The organism is Occallatibacter savannae (assembly GCF_003131205.1).
Lineage (GTDB): Bacteria > Acidobacteriota > Terriglobia > Terriglobales > Acidobacteriaceae > Telmatobacter > Telmatobacter savannae.
The window spans coordinates 134,623-148,497 of the sequence record NZ_QFFY01000001.1; the positions used below are offsets into that span (position 1 = coordinate 134,623).

Consider the following 13,875-nt stretch of genomic DNA (forward strand, 5'->3'; position numbering starts at 1 on the left):
GGACGGGACTGAACGGGAAAGCCGAGGCGAAGGGGCACTCGCCTGCTGAGGTTTGCAGCGGATACAATGCAGGCATGTTGTCCCGTCGCTTTCATCGTTATCTGACGGTCATGGTCGCTCTGCTGGTCATGGCCGGAGCCAGTCTTTGTGCGCAAGAAAAGACCCGCCGTGGCCGGAAGTACAAACCGCCACCGCCTACCGCGAAGATTGAAGTCACCGTTCTGCGCGCCTCGGATTCTCAACCCATCGAGAACGCCGCCGTGATCTTTCATGTGGACATGGATGGCGATAAAGGCAACATGGAGCTGAAGACGAATGAGGATGGCAAGTCCGTAATCGACGTGCTGCCCATCGGCTCCGTGATGCGGCTCCAGATCATCGCGAAGGGTTTTCAGACTTACGGGCAGGATTACAAAATCGACAAGCCGGAGATGGCGTTCGATGTGAAGATGAAGCGCCCGACCGAGCAGTACTCCATCTATAAGGAACACGACGGCAAGGACGGAAACGCCCCTGTCGAGCCTGACCAGGACAAAGATAAGCAGGACCAGCAGAAGGATAAGCCTGCCCCGCCTGCCGCTCCCGATCCGAAGCCGCAGTCGAAGTAGCAGAACCCAGGCACGATCTCAGAGGGAACCCATGACCAGCGAACCACTTCTTGGAAAGTCGGCGCTGGTCACGGGAGGAGCGCGCCGCATAGGCCGTGAGATCGCACTCAACCTCGCCGCTGCCGGTGCAGAGGTTACGATCACCTACCTTAAGTCGCGGCACGAAGCAGAAGAGACAATCAGGGAAATCAAGGACCTCGGACGCCTGGCTATCGCGGTCGAGTGCGATGTGCGTACGGAACAGTCGGTGAGGGATGCAGTTGTCGCGGCTGTTAACTTCCACGGGCATCTGGACGTGGTGGTCAATAATGCCGGTGTGTTTCAGTCCGTTCCGCTGGACCAGCTGACGCTCGAGCAATGGGATGACGTGTTTGCGACGAATGCGCGCGGGCCGTTTCTGCTCGCGCGGCAGGCAATTTCGCACCTTCGTAAGACACACGGACGCATCATCAATATCGGATCGCTTGGCGGCATTCACGCATGGGCAAGCCACGCGCACTACTGTTCATCGAAAGCCGCGCTGCACATGCTCACGCAGACGATGGCAAGGGCTTTTGCGCCAGAGGTGGCCGTCAATTGCGTAGCTCCCGGCTATATTGATCTGGGCGAAGCGGAAACCCGACAAGAGGCCGAACACTTCGCCGCAAAGACACCGTTGAAGCGCAATGGGACTGCACGGGATGTCGCGGACGCGGTGCTGTTTTTTGCGACAGCGACGAACTTCATCACCGGCCAAGTTCTGGCGGTTGACGGTGGGCTCGGGCTTTAGCTTCCGGTCCCTATCCTCGGCCGAATAGACGGCTGAAGAATCCTTTTTCCGATGCGTTCTTCCTGCTCGACCGACTTTTTCCCGCGGCATCGAACTCAAGCGGCGCGTCCTGCCACAGACCGGTTGGCTCAGGCTGCACCGGCCACTTCGCGCCTTCGACTGCAGCTTGGGGATTCGTGATGTAAAGCCTGCGCGCGGTTTCCTCCCCGGCTTTCTCGGCCACGTAGTTGTAACCCTTCTTCATGTGCAGAGGACGCCACTCGGGGTGATGCGCGTCGCTGGCCATGAAGTGAATCCAGTTTCGCTCGAGCAGCGCGTCAGCGAACGCCTTGGCGACCTTGCCGAAGCGTCCATAGATGGATGCGGAAGTCACCTGGACAAGGCATCCGTCGCGCATGAAGTCGGCAAGGCGCTCCGGGTTCTGCTGAAGGACGGTGTTCCGCTCGGGGTGCGTAATGATGAGCGTATATCCGGCCGCCCGCAGGTGGCGCATGGCATCGACAAGCTGATTGGGGATAAGCAGGTCAGGGAATTCGATGAGGAGATAGCCCTTGCCGTCGATCGAGTAGCGAAGCGGGTTTGCGATGGCGTCCTCGATGTTGGCGGCGTTCATGTGGAAGTCGCACGCTAGGCTGAAGGCGATCTGCCCGGCAAATTCCGATCGAAGCTCCTCAAGGCGAATCTGGTTGATCTCGGGCTGGTATGGGTATCGATCGCTGGCGTGAGGAGTGCAGACGAGGTGCGTGACGCCCTCGTCGATTGCCATCTGGGTGAGTTCCATCGCGGTCTTCAGATCAGGAGCACCGTCGTCTACGCCGTAGATGAGGTGCGTGTGGATGTCGATCATGAATGCCGGGCCCTCGCTTTCATGGGCCTAGTGAGTCGCCAGAGCTTCGATCATGGACTCGAAGATTTTCCACCCATCGCTCGAGCCAAGCAAGTTTTCGCTGGAGCGATCGGGGTGGGGCATCATGCCGAGAACGTTGCGCCCTTCGTTAAGGATGCCCGCAATGTTTGAAAGTGATCCGTTAGGGTTTGCTTCGGGGGTGATTTCGCCTTGAGGAGTGGAGTAGCGGAAGGCGATACGGTCTTCCGACTCGAGCCTGCTGAGTTCTTCCGGCGTGCAGAAGTAATTGCCTTCCATATGGCCGATAGGAATTTGAAGAACCTGCCCTTTGTTGAGCTTGTTGGTGAAAGGGCTGTTGGTTGTCTCGGTGCGAAGGTGGACCTGCTTGCAGATGTACTTGAGTCCGGCGTTGCGCATGAGCGCCCCGGGCAGCAGACCGGACTCCGCAAGGATTTGGAAGCCGTTGCAGATGCCGAGGACGAGACCGCCTCCGGCAGCGAACTTCTGGACTGCACCCATGACCGGCGAGAAGCGCGCGATGGCGCCTGTCCGAAGATAGTCGCCGTAGGCGAAACCGCCGGGCACCAGCACCGCGTCAACTCCCTGGAGATCGTCGGAGTCGTGCCAGAGGAAAGTGACGGGCTGGTGGGCGATTTCGGCGATGACGTTGTAGGTGTCGTGGTCGCAGTTGGATCCCGGGAAGACGAGGACGCCGAATTTCATACCTTCTAGGGTATCAGTTTGTTGAACGAGGAGAGCGTTGCAGCTACAGGCGGGAACCCGCTGGATAAGGCTCCCGCGTGGATGTCAGTACGTCAGCTGCAGCTGTACTCCTTTCGGGTCGTCGCTAACGAGTGCGGTGACGCGATGGTGCTCAGCGTCGAAGTTGGTGGTGACCGGGCTGGCGGCGGGGTGATCGAGAAGCGTTACGCTCGCGCTCGTGTAGGGCTTGGCGGCCCCGTAGACCTCGATGGATAACAATTTCCACCAGGGCTGGAAAGTGCCTTCGCGTGGCGCAACTGTGACAATGAGCCCTTGTGCGCTGAGGCGGCAGGCGAAGTTAACACGCAGAAAGTCGCCCTTCTTAAAGTCGTAGCTGATGCCATCGTCGAGATAGAGGGATCCGCTGCACTCGGCTCCGAATGTGGTGGGCGGGTAGACGCGCAAAGTGAGAGGACCTTGAGGCTGTTCTTCCGTGCTCTGGACCAGAGGCTGTTCGGGGATGACGGAGCCAGCACGCACGAAGATAGGCAGGGTTTCGAGGGTGCGATGGATATGAACCTCGGGCTGAGAGATCGCAGCGTTGTCGATACCTTTGCGGCCTGAGGTTGGATCGATGCGGGACCCGGTCCAGTAGTCGTACCAAGTGGATGGCGGCAGGGCTACCGCGTAGTCATCGACTTCGTCGGGATAAGGGCTTTGTGCGACGAGAAGGTCCGAACCGACCATGAAGGCATTGCCTGTACTGAGATCGATCGGGCCGCCGTCGGCTGCGCCGTGAGGAAATTCCATGAAGAGGGGACGCATGATCGGGAGGCCGGTTCTGCTCATCTCTTCGGTGGTGGTGTAGAGGTACGGCATGAGGCGATAGCGCTCTTCGATATAGCGGCGGCGGAGGCTCACGTCTTCGGCGGTGCCGTTTTCCCAGGGCTCCTGCGGGTTGGTTCCGGTGGCGGTGTGATCGCGGTCGATGGGATGGAAGGCTGCCACCTCGATCCAGCGCGTGAGCAGTTCTGATTGAGGTGATCCGGCGAATCCGCCGACATCGGCGCCCGTCATGGCGAAACCGCTGAGGCCGAGGTTCACGATCTGGGGCGTTGTCTGGCGGAGATGGTCCCATGTGCTGGAGTTGTCGCCCGTCCAGGTTGCGGCGTAGCGGTGGCCTCCGGCGAAGCTGGCTCGGGTCATCACAAAGGGGCGGAGATTCGGCTGGAGTTTGAGCAGACCTTCAAAGGTGCCGCGCGAATTTTCCAAGCCGAAGATGTTGTGCACTTCCAGGTGATTGGTGGTTCGTGTGGTGAAGCCGGGTTCCTCGATGCGGTGCTGCGTGTCGTCCGGCATGGTTTTGGAGGGAACGAGGAATACGGCAGGCTCGTTCATGTCATTCCAGAAGCCAGCGACTCCTTTTTTCACGAAGTCGGCATAGAGGGTGCCCCACCAGTCGCGTGAGGGCTTGTGCGTGAAATCCGGGAAGACGGCCTTGCCCGGCCAGACCACACCCTCGTAGATAGAGCCGTCCGGATTCTTGACGAAGTGGTCGCCGGCGATGCCTTCGTCGAAGGGCTTGTAGTGGGCAAGGGGCTGGTCGGCGATGTGGAGATCGGTGATGACGACGGTGCGGATGTGCTCTGCGCGGAGGTCCTTGATCATCTGCTCGAAGGTGGGAAAACGTTCGGGGTCGACCGTGAAGGGCCAGTTTTTGTACTGAAAGTCGATGTCGAGCCAGATGACGTCCGCCGGTATTCGCTCGCTGCGAAGACGGCCAACAATGCGCTTCACTTCGGCTTCGGGGTAATAGCTGTATCGCGATTGCTGATAACCGAGCGCCCACATTGGCGGCATCGGAGTGGTGCCGACGAGCCACGCCCAGTTTTCGAGCACTTGTTTGGGTTCCGGACCGTAGACGAGATAGAAGTCGAGGGGCCCGCCTTCGGAGCCGAAGGAGTAAGCGTCGCGATATTCCTTGTTGAATTCGAAGCTGGAACGGAAGGTATTGTCGAGGAAAATGCCCGCGCAGACACCTTTGCGAAAGGTGATGAACCATGGGATGGACTTGTAGATGGGATCGGTGGACTGCTGCCACCCGAACGCGTCGGTATTCCAGTCGGTGAAGGCCTCGCTGCGTCGGTCGAGCGGGCCGGGCTTGTCGCCAAGACCGAAGTAGTGCTCGTCTTCGGGCGACTTCATGTACACCCGAAAAGAAGCGCCGTGAAACTCGATTGCGCGGCTGGGCAGATCCTGAATGATGACGTGTCCAGCGCTATCTGTGACGTTGATGCCGAAGGGGTCTTTGTGGATCGCAACGTGGAGTTTGGCGGTCTTGAAGCCGACTGTTGCGCCTGTCGACTCAGACGTGACGTTTGTGGTCGCGGTGCGGGAGGCGGGAAGGACGGCCCACGATGCGTCTTCGGGCAACTGGCCTGAGGTGCCCACACGCATGCGGAGGACGTCATCGCGGAGCGCGGTGATCTGAATGATTGCCGTGGCAGATCGAAGTTCGATGCCATTGGGAAGCGGGTGGGATGCTGTGACACGCTCCAGGCGAACGGAGCCGGTTCTTGGTTGGGCGACTGCATGGACGGTGAGTTGCGCGGTTGCGGCTGACAGCAGGGTTACAAGAACAGCAAAAGACGAGCACTTCGCTCTGATCACTCAGCACCTCTTGGGAGCCAGTTGATGGTCGGTAGCAAGGATAAAGGGTGACCGGAGCCTCTGAGAACCGCTTCAAAGTCGAAGGGAATCGCCGGCCGGTCCTGCAGCGAGGCTGCCGGGTGCAGCGATTCCGTATTTCGAATCAAGGAAATTGCGAAGCTCCGCAGGTAGCAATGGAACCAGTTCCTGCCAGGTGAGCACCTTACAGCGAGTTCGCATCTCCGCCGTTCGGACGGCGCGCATCACCGAGAACCACGCCTCGCGCAGATCTGGTCTGCGTGCATCGTGGATGACGCAGAAGCTATACCCGGTGGCATACGCTGCAAGGACGTTCCGGATGAGCTGATAACCGGCGTATCCCGGGTCCCAGGGCTGCTGCGCATCGGCGTCCGACTCGAGCTGTGCGTGGAATGCCCGGGCCACATCCTCGGCACCCTCGACGGGCGCCTCCCACTCCTGAGTGAACTGCTCGGCGAATTCGATAGCGGCGCGGCGACGTCTCGTTCGGATCTGAGTTTTCGGAAGCAGGTCGCGGTCAAAGACTTCATCGAGATCGCGATACCCCTCGACGATGGTCGCTTCGCGGCATTGAAAATCAGACTCAGTGAGCTTCGCCTCGACCACGAGGTCGCCCCAGCACATGTCAACCTCGGTACGGTCGACTCTGCCGCTGCGGAGGGGGACGCGCGCTTTCCAGCCGAAATCGGGTCGCGCATCCGTCGTAACACCAAGCATGGAGTGAATCGCGGGAGAGTTCGCAACCTCAGGTGTGCAGAAGACATTCATCAGCAGCGCATCGGAACTCATGGATGAGTCGAGTTCGCGCCACTTGCGCGACAAGTCGAAGGGCTTGGGCAGAGAGCGTCCGTGCGAGTGAATCTTGTCGAAGCGACGGAACCAATCGGGAGAGCCGAGGATGGCCTCGTACGCCGGTGGGAAGAAGTTGCCGTGTCTGCCTTCTTCGGGCGCATATACAACGACGGGTTCGCTGCCGTAGCTCTCGACGTGCAGATGAGCGCGGGCGTGAAGGCGGTTTCGTTCGGCGAGCTCAGCCCGGAGTTGGGCCGCGAAGGAGAATGCGCCGCTCATCCTCTCAGATTACGTGAGGTGCTGACACGGAGAGTCGAGGTTGTGCTTCGACGATTCCCTGCGTTGCGATGCGCCGCGCGCCGGCTGGGCTTCTTCGGAAGGAACAACTTACCTATCTGTAGATCAGTGAATGTATAGACATTTGGATCGACAAAGAGTAAGGCATTCTTCTAAGGTTCTGGAAGAGGACGGCAGGGAAGCTGCTGTTTCGAAGAGAGCGAATGTCACGATCACGAAAGGCGTCCAGCAATTTAGTACCCCCTGCTGAACATGAAGGAAGCGGCCGCGTTTCGAAACATCGGCGGGTGTATGAACACCTGCTGGCGAACATTGAGTCGGGTGTGTTGAAGTCCGGGGATCGGCTGCCGAGCGAAGCAGAACTGGGCAAGCTGTTTGAAGCTTCGCGGATCACTGTGGCGAAGGCTGTGCACGATTTGCAGCGGATGGGCTTGGTAACGCGGCGACCGGGCGCAGGGACGCATGTACTAGGAGAGAAGAAGCAAAGCGGGCGAACTTTCGGACTGTTGATTCCGGAGTTGGGACTGACGGAGATCTTCGAGCCCATCTGCAACGGCATGATGCGCGCGCAGTTCGCGAAACCGGATGCGCTGCTGTGGGGGAACTCGTCGACTTCGGTCGAGGACAGCGCGAAGGCTGCAGAGCAAGTGGCGGAATCATTCATAGAAAAGAGGGTGTCAGGCGTTTTCTTTGCGCCGCTCGAACTGGCGAGCGAGAAGGATGCGGCAAACCGGCGCATCGCGCGGATTCTGGACCGGGCTCAGGTTCCATTCGTGTTGCTGGACCGCTGCTATATGCCATATCCCGAGCGGTCTGCGCACGACCTGGTTGGAGTGGACAACCGGCGAGCTGGCTATATTGCGACGTCGCATTTGCTCGAGCACGGAGCGCGGCGACCCGTATTCGTGGGAGAAGAGCGGGCCGCGAACACGGTAGATGCCCGAATCACCGGATTCTACGAAGCCCTGCGCGTGCATGAGGTGAAGCTGGATTGTGATCCGGTGTATCGGGGGAGCGCTGCAGATGAGGCATTCGTTCGCAAAGTGCTGGACTCGGCGCGGCCGGACGGGATTGTGTGCGCAAACGATCTAACTGCCGCGAGGCTGATGCAGGTCCTGATCGGATTCGGTGTACAGATTCCAAGCGAGATCAGGATCATTGGCGTGGATGATGTGCGTTATGCGAGTTTGTTGCCCGTGCCGCTGACAACGGTTCACCAGGACTGCGCGGGGATTGGAGCCGCGGCAATTGCGACGATGCTGCAGCGGCTCGATCAACCGAAGCTTCCGATACGGGATGTACTGGTCCCGGTGCGGCTTGTGGTGCGTCGATCTTGCGGGGCGCACCTGGATGCAAGCACAAATCGGGCCAACGGCGGCGAGTGACTTTCCATGTGCATTTGACGGCGAGTTGCTTGCCTTGTTCTCTCGGGATCGCGCACAGCGCTGGCGAGCCCGGCTGCTATACACTTGCTTGCCGTGAACCTAATAGGGGCCGGTCGACCGCTCGTTGATCGGCTTCAAATGCAGCGAGGGGACAAGAGTGCTTCTGAATAATCTATTCCGCATCGGGCGAACTTTGCCGGCAAGTAGCGGTGTACTGCTGGCCGGGAGTCTGGCTGTGATGGGCGCAACCTGCCTGGTAGCGCAGAACGTCCCCGTTGTAACCGGTGATTCACGTGTGGACAAGCTCCTAAGCCAGATGACGCTTGAGGAAAAGCTGACGCTGATCCACGGTACTCAGGAGGATCCGAAGGTATACCAGGGGCAGGCGGGATATCTCGCGGGCGTTCCCAGGCTGGGGATACCGGGATTGCGATTTGCGGACGGGCCGCCGGGAGTTTTGACTCGTCATCCCTCGCAAGGTGAGACGGCGACCATGGGGGTCGCAGCGACGTTCAGCGTGAAAGATGCGCAGGATAACGGTGTCGTTATCGGCCGCGAAGATCGTGCGCTGGGGATCGATGTCTCGCTGCAGCCCTTTGTGAATATCGACAGGGATCTGCAGTTCGGCCGCGGCTACAACACGTTCGGCGAAGACCCATTCCTGACCTCGCAGATGGGAGTAGCCGAGGTGAAGGGCATTCAGTCGCAACACGTAATGGCGCAGATCAAGCACTATGTGGGCTACGACTCCGATAACGAGAATACGTTCATTGACGACCAGACGCTTCATGAGGTGTATGTGGCGCCGTTCGACGCGGCGATCAAAGCCGGCGTGGCATCGATTATGTGCTCTTACAACCGTCTGAACGGCACATTCGCGTGCGGCAATAAAGAGACACTGACGACGATTCTTCGCGATCAATTAGGGTTCAAGGGATTCGTAACGTCGGACTGGGGCGCAGTGCACGCGGTGGACTTCATCAAGGCGGGGCTGGACATGGAGATGCCTGGGGAGCCCGATCCGAACAACCACGGGTTCACGATTTCGTCATTCTTCGATTCGCGTCCTGTGCCGCCTCCTCCTTCTCCTTCGGCGTTTCAGGACAATGCTGACATGTTCGGCGGCCATATCCCCGAAGAGCCGGTGGAGAAGCGTGATTTCAGCGGTGGAAATTGGGGCGTGAAGCTAAGCCCGAAGAAGATGCCGGAGGCGCTGAAAGACGGAACTGTGACCGAGGCTGACGTGAATCGCGCGGCAGGCCGCGTGCTCTATGAGATCGTTCATTTCGGTTATCTCGATGGACAGTCGAAACATGAGGTAACAAAACAGGCGATTGAAGAGAATGCAAAGATCATTGAGAAGACCGGCGAAGATGCGGCCGTGCTGCTGAAGAACGAAGGAAGCATTCTGCCGCTGAAGCACGAGGATCTGGATTCGGTGGTGTTGATCGGGCCGACGGCAGCACAGGTGGATTCGATCGGAATCAACGGGGAGCGTTCAGTTGGTCTGCCGGAGCGGCAGGTGGGTCCGCTTGCAGTAATGAAGAAGATCTCCGGAGTCTCAGACATAGCTTTCGCGGTGGACGACGATATGACGGGCTCGCCTGTGCCTGCAAGCGTGCTGAGCCATGACGGACAACAAGGCCTGCTGCGAAGCACAAAATCAGGAGAAACACGGACGGATGCGACGCTTGATTTCACGCTGAAAGGCCACAACGCGCTGCCCCCCAACTCGATTGTGACCTGGAAGGGAATATTGACCCCGCCGCATGCTGGAACGTACTGGTTCTACCTCCAGGCGCTCGGCACGAATGCCGTGATCAAGCTCGATGGGAAGCGACTAGCTGCCACGGGGGCATTTCAGGGTGGTGTTCACGGAGATATTCTTCAGGCAAATCAGGATAACGCGATTCCGACGACCGACAGTCTTGATAATGTGCGGCGAGCAGTAGACCTGAGCGCCGGGCCGCACGCGATCGAGGTCAGCACATCATTGGATACTTCAGGAGCGCCGGTGCAGGTGCGGTTGAACTGGTACACGCCTGAGCAGCGGAAGGCTGATCACGATCATGCGATCGAATCGGCAAAGCACGCGGAGATCGCGGTAGTGTTTGTGTGGACCCGGCTACAGCCCGTCTTCGGGATTCCGGGCGATCAGGACAAGCTTGTGGAGGAGGTCGCGGCGGCAAATCCGAACACAGTGGTGGTTTTGAATACGAGCCAGCCTGTGGCCCTGCCGTGGGTGGACAAGGTGAAGGCTGTGCTGCAGATGTGGTGGCCGGGCGATGAAGGCGGATGGTCGACCGCAAACATCCTGCTCGGCAAAACGAGCCCGGCGGGACGCCTTCCCGTGACCTGGGGCAAACGCCTCGAGGACTACCCGGCTACGGACCCGAAGCATCCCGAGCGCAGCAAGAAGCCGCCTGAGAAGAAGACCATCTACAGCGAAGGCGTGAACGTCGGGTATCGGTGGTTCGACAAGGAGGGTATCGAGCCGCTTTTCGCGTTTGGACATGGCCTGAGCTATACGACGTTCGACTACTCGGGCCTTGCGGTCTCAAAGGCTTCCGATGGCGGGCTCGATGTGAAGGTGAACATCAAGAATAAGGGGCCTGTGGCGTCAGACGAGGTGCCGCAGGTTTACCTCGGCGCGCCAAGTGACGCTCCGGATGGGGTGCAGTTTCCAGTTCGGGCGCTGGTGGCGTTCGACCGGATTCACTTCGGCCCCAACGAGAGCAAAACTGTCACTCTGCATGTGGCTCAGCGGCAGCTGCAGTACTGGTCGACGAAAGAGCAGAAGTGGATTACAGCTAGCGGCAAGCGTACTGTGAGCATTGGAGGCTCGTCTCGCGACCTGCGGTTGAATCAGGCGATCGAGTAGATTTCGTTTGGGAGGCCGGAGTGCGGCGCTCCGGCGTTTTCGTGGTTCAATCGTCAGCAGCCTGTGTCGCCATTCGCGTATCGTCTCCGCGATCAGGGTTGGCTGCGCGCGCTGTGCTCAGCGTGTGCAGAAGCAGTATGACGATGAGTGTCCAAGGCAGAGCAATCGGCAGCATGAATCTGAAGATCTGCGAAAGCGGCCAGAACTGAGGCTCATCCCAATAGGCGCGGAACATCATGAAAGTCGTGTTTGCCAGCGAGCAGATGAGCGCCACGCAGCAGGCGAGGGAGCCGATCTCCGCTCGATTGCTGGTTCGCTCTAACCTGTGAAAGGCCCACTGCAGAAACCCGATTACAACGGTGAACACCCACAGGCGTTCGGGCCAAATCCCAGACGCGGCTGCCATCAATACCGGGATCGAACCTGCCAAGGCGACATAGATCCAGCGGTTGACGTTCGGCAGAATTTGACTCAACCCATCGATTGCGAGCAGAACGGAAGCAGCAATGGTGACGGGCGCCCACACGGTCATCTCCGGCGGATTCGAGCTGCGGAGAATACCGAGCAAGGACTCGGCTGCAGCGAGTATTCCGACCATGAGTTTGTAAACGCCCCAGAACTTCAATGCCTTCTCCGTGGTCTCAAAGTCTCGCAGATGTGGCCGAGACGTGGTCGGCGGATTGCGCAGCCGCGCATCGACCATCGTATTTTGCCGCACCGCTTGTCGCGAGAACTGGTAGCGGCGGAATGGCGAGATTAGGGCGGTTACACTCCTGATATGGGCCTACGCCTGTACGTTGCAACTACAAATCCAGGAAAACTGCGCGATTTTCAGACTGCCGCTCAAGCGCATCGGGTCTGTCTGGAGCCCCTGCCTGGCCTGGCGGAAATCGAAGCTCCGGAGGAAGACGGGGATTCTTTCGCTGCGAATGCCACGATCAAGGCGGTTTACTATTCGCAGTTCGCGCCTGGCGAACTGGTGCTTGCGGATGATTCCGGTCTGGAGGTCGACGCACTCGATGGGGCCCCGGGCGTGCGCTCTGCCCGGTTTGCGGCAGATGCCGGGCTCGTCGATTCACCCGATGCAAACGACAATACCGATGTCTGGAACAATATGGTTCTGTTGCAACGGTTGGGAGACTTGGGTGCGGAGCAGCGAGGTGCTCGATATCATTGCGTTCTCGTTGCCGCAAGGGATGGCCGTGTCGAGCACACAAGTGACGGCTCGGTTGAGGGTGTAGTTCTGAATGCGCCTCGTGGGACTGGAGGTTTCGGTTATGACCCTCTTTTCTATCTTCCAGATCTCGAGCGAACCATGGCAGAAATCGACCTCGAGACGAAACTCACGCTGAGCCACCGCGGAAGGGCGTTGGAGGATCTACTACGACAACTACGTCTCTGATATTCACGCTCTCAACCCCACTGCCGAGAGCAGCGGGTTGAGAGCGAATTATCCCTGCTTCCGCTCACAGCAGTACGGAAAGTTTCATCTGCCGAATAGAGCAGGGCCCGCGTGCTTGACGATCCTTATCTGCGTTACGAATAATGCCCTTGGAATTGGAAGAGATACGCCGTCCCTCAATCTGATACAGGCACCGCTCCGGATTCTGCACCCGAAGCACTTAGGAGACCCTTCTTCATGGCAACAGCCCAAAATCCTGCCACGCCCAAGGTTCGCGCAGGCGTGCAGCCGATTCGCGCCGCGAAGGGAACAAGCTTTATATGGCGCAAACTCCACTCGCTGCTCGGCATTATTCCGATCGGCGCATTCTTCATCGAGCATCTGCTTTCTAACTTTGAAGCGCTCAAGGGACCATCGGCGTACGGCGCCCAGGTGAAGTTCCTCAATGCGCTTCCACTTGTTCGCGTGCTCGAGTGGACTTTCATTTTCATTCCTATTGCCTATCATGCGTTTTACGGCCTCTACATCTGGTTCCGCGGCAAGTCGAACGTGGTGTATTACCCGTGGGCGGGGAACTGGATGTATGTCGCACAGCGCTGGACCGGGCTGATTGCGACCGCGTACATCATCCAGCACGTGCTGAGGCAGCGCTTCATGGGCATCAGTCTGCCGGAGAACCCAGGCGCGGCATTTCACAAAGTGCAGGTCGAACTCAGTAACCCGGTGATGCTCGCTGTCTACGTGATCGCGATGATCGCCATCTGCTGGCACTTCGCATACGGCATCTGGCTGTTCGCGGCGAAGTGGGGCATTACTCCCGGCGAGGTCGCGCGCAAGCGGTTCGGCTATATATGCGCAGCCTTCGGAGTGATCCTGCTCTTCATGGGACTGGCAAGCATCTGGGCGTTCGTCAGGCCGGAAGCTCGCAATGCTCCGGAGATCGCTCCGGTCGCAGTGTTGCGAACAGCCGCGTTAACACCAGCCGCGGTCTGAAAAGGACTCAATGCTCGAAACTGCAAGTAACGCGCGGATCGACTACAAGACGTTCCAGAGCATCATTCCCGAGATGGGCACAGGGATGGCCGCCATCAGCCATGCCTTGCGCAAGTCGGGGCTCGAGCCTGAACTCATCGAATTGCTGAAGATTCGGGCCTCGCAACTGAACGGATGCGCGTTCTGCGTGCAGTACCACCTGAACGACGCGCGAAAGCTGAACATTCCGGCTGCCAAACTCGACCTTCTTGCGACTTGGAGAGAGGCGGACATCTACAACGAGCGCGAGACTGCCGCACTTGACTGGGCAGAACACGTCACGTTGCTGGCGCGGCACCATATCGATGATGAAGCGTTCGCACGCGTGGCGGCGCAGTTCTCGGAACGTGAAGTAGCTTTCCTAACCACGGCCATCGGCCAGATCAACTTCTGGAACCGGGTAGCGGCTCCGCTGCGTTTTGCGCCGCCGATTCCTGCTGGTTCCTAGCTTTGTTTCGCAGGCGGCAGTGCG

At 59.0% G+C, this 13,875-nt stretch carries 12 protein-coding genes; 7 read left to right on the top strand and 5 right to left on the bottom strand.

Features of this window, described 5'->3' with window-relative positions:
• The first annotated feature begins 74 nt into the window (after positions 1–74).
• Positions 75–608 (top strand): hypothetical protein, encoded by a 534-nt coding sequence (locus DHV10_RS00640; protein WP_162601087.1) that lies wholly within the window; start codon positions 75–77, stop codon positions 606–608.
• 31 nt (positions 609–639) lie between these two features.
• Entirely contained in the window at positions 640–1,377 is a 738-nt protein-coding gene (locus tag DHV10_RS00645; protein WP_109484394.1) for an SDR family NAD(P)-dependent oxidoreductase, read from the top strand.
• Positions 1,378–1,387: 10 nt separating this feature from the next.
• Here DHV10_RS00645 and DHV10_RS00650 read toward each other — a convergent pair whose 3' ends face one another.
• The 4 genes from DHV10_RS00650 to DHV10_RS00665 form a co-directional block, all read right to left on the bottom strand.
• Positions 1,388–2,224 carry a tyrosine-protein phosphatase gene (locus DHV10_RS00650; protein ID WP_109484395.1) on the bottom strand — a complete coding sequence of 279 codons (837 nt, stop codon included), beginning with the start codon at positions 2,222–2,224 and terminating at the stop codon, positions 1,388–1,390.
• 27 nt (positions 2,225–2,251) lie between these two features.
• Positions 2,252–2,947, bottom strand: coding sequence for a phosphoribosylformylglycinamidine synthase subunit PurQ (gene purQ, locus DHV10_RS00655; protein ID WP_109484396.1), 696 nt, complete (start codon positions 2,945–2,947; stop codon positions 2,252–2,254).
• An 84-nt stretch (positions 2,948–3,031) separates the two neighbouring features.
• On the bottom strand, positions 3,032–5,596 hold the full coding sequence (locus tag DHV10_RS00660; protein WP_109484397.1) for a glycoside hydrolase family 31 protein: 2,565 nt from the start codon (positions 5,594–5,596) through the stop codon (positions 3,032–3,034).
• A gap of 72 nt (positions 5,597–5,668) precedes the next feature.
• Complete coding sequence (locus DHV10_RS00665; protein WP_109484398.1) at positions 5,669–6,685, bottom strand: PGN_0703 family putative restriction endonuclease; 1,017 nt, start codon at positions 6,683–6,685, stop codon at positions 5,669–5,671.
• Between the two features lie 221 nt (positions 6,686–6,906).
• Here DHV10_RS00665 and DHV10_RS00670 point away from each other — a divergent pair, with 221 nt between their 5' ends.
• Together DHV10_RS00670 and DHV10_RS00675 are read left to right on the top strand one after the other, a co-directional pair.
• Complete coding sequence (locus tag DHV10_RS00670; protein ID WP_109484399.1) at positions 6,907–8,088, top strand: GntR family transcriptional regulator; 1,182 nt, start codon at positions 6,907–6,909, stop codon at positions 8,086–8,088.
• A gap of 238 nt (positions 8,089–8,326) precedes the next feature.
• The gene (locus tag DHV10_RS00675; RefSeq protein ID WP_109484400.1) at positions 8,327–10,969 is read left to right on the top strand and encodes a beta-glucosidase family protein; all 2,643 of its coding nucleotides are present in this window, start codon (positions 8,327–8,329) and stop codon (positions 10,967–10,969) included.
• Between the two features lie 46 nt (positions 10,970–11,015).
• Here DHV10_RS00675 and DHV10_RS00680 read toward each other — a convergent pair whose 3' ends face one another.
• A complete protein-coding gene (locus DHV10_RS00680; protein ID WP_162601088.1) occupies positions 11,016–11,687 on the bottom strand; it encodes a hypothetical protein in 672 nt (223 codons plus the stop codon).
• Between the two features lie 60 nt (positions 11,688–11,747).
• On the opposite strand from DHV10_RS00680, the gene DHV10_RS00685 reads away from it, so the two are divergent.
• From DHV10_RS00685 to DHV10_RS00695, 3 genes are all read left to right on the top strand, one after another.
• On the top strand, positions 11,748–12,371 hold the full coding sequence (locus DHV10_RS00685; protein WP_109484402.1) for a non-canonical purine NTP pyrophosphatase: 624 nt from the start codon (positions 11,748–11,750) through the stop codon (positions 12,369–12,371).
• Between the two features lie 237 nt (positions 12,372–12,608).
• On the top strand, positions 12,609–13,364 hold the full coding sequence (locus DHV10_RS00690) for a succinate dehydrogenase/fumarate reductase transmembrane subunit (RefSeq protein WP_109484403.1): 756 nt from the start codon (positions 12,609–12,611) through the stop codon (positions 13,362–13,364).
• Positions 13,365–13,374: 10 nt separating this feature from the next.
• Positions 13,375–13,851: a carboxymuconolactone decarboxylase family protein gene (locus tag DHV10_RS00695; RefSeq protein WP_109484404.1), complete on the top strand. Its 477-nt coding sequence runs from the start codon at positions 13,375–13,377 to the stop codon at positions 13,849–13,851.
• Positions 13,852–13,875: the final 24 nt, after the last annotated feature.

What these genes read in the sequence shown, in the direction of transcription:
- DHV10_RS00675 (WP_109484400.1), top strand. Translation starts at nt 8,327, where the DNA reads ATGGGCGCAACCTGCCTGGTAGCGCAGAACGTCCCCGTTGTAACCGGT.
- DHV10_RS00645 (WP_109484394.1), top strand. Translation starts at nt 640, where the DNA reads ATGACCAGCGAACCACTTCTTGGAAAGTCGGCGCTGGTCACGGGAGGA.
- DHV10_RS00690 (WP_109484403.1), top strand. Translation starts at nt 12,609, where the DNA reads ATGGCAACAGCCCAAAATCCTGCCACGCCCAAGGTTCGCGCAGGCGTG.
- DHV10_RS00650 (WP_109484395.1), bottom strand. Translation starts at nt 2,224, where the DNA reads ATGATCGACATCCACACGCACCTCATCTACGGCGTAGACGACGGTGCT.
- DHV10_RS00670 (WP_109484399.1), top strand. Translation starts at nt 6,907, where the DNA reads ATGTCACGATCACGAAAGGCGTCCAGCAATTTAGTACCCCCTGCTGAA.
- DHV10_RS00640 (WP_162601087.1), top strand. Translation starts at nt 75, where the DNA reads ATGTTGTCCCGTCGCTTTCATCGTTATCTGACGGTCATGGTCGCTCTG.
- DHV10_RS00665 (WP_109484398.1), bottom strand. Translation starts at nt 6,685, where the DNA reads ATGAGCGGCGCATTCTCCTTCGCGGCCCAACTCCGGGCTGAGCTCGCC.
- DHV10_RS00695 (WP_109484404.1), top strand. Translation starts at nt 13,375, where the DNA reads ATGCTCGAAACTGCAAGTAACGCGCGGATCGACTACAAGACGTTCCAG.
- purQ (WP_109484396.1), bottom strand. Translation starts at nt 2,947, where the DNA reads ATGAAATTCGGCGTCCTCGTCTTCCCGGGATCCAACTGCGACCACGAC.
- DHV10_RS00685 (WP_109484402.1), top strand. Translation starts at nt 11,748, where the DNA reads ATGGGCCTACGCCTGTACGTTGCAACTACAAATCCAGGAAAACTGCGC.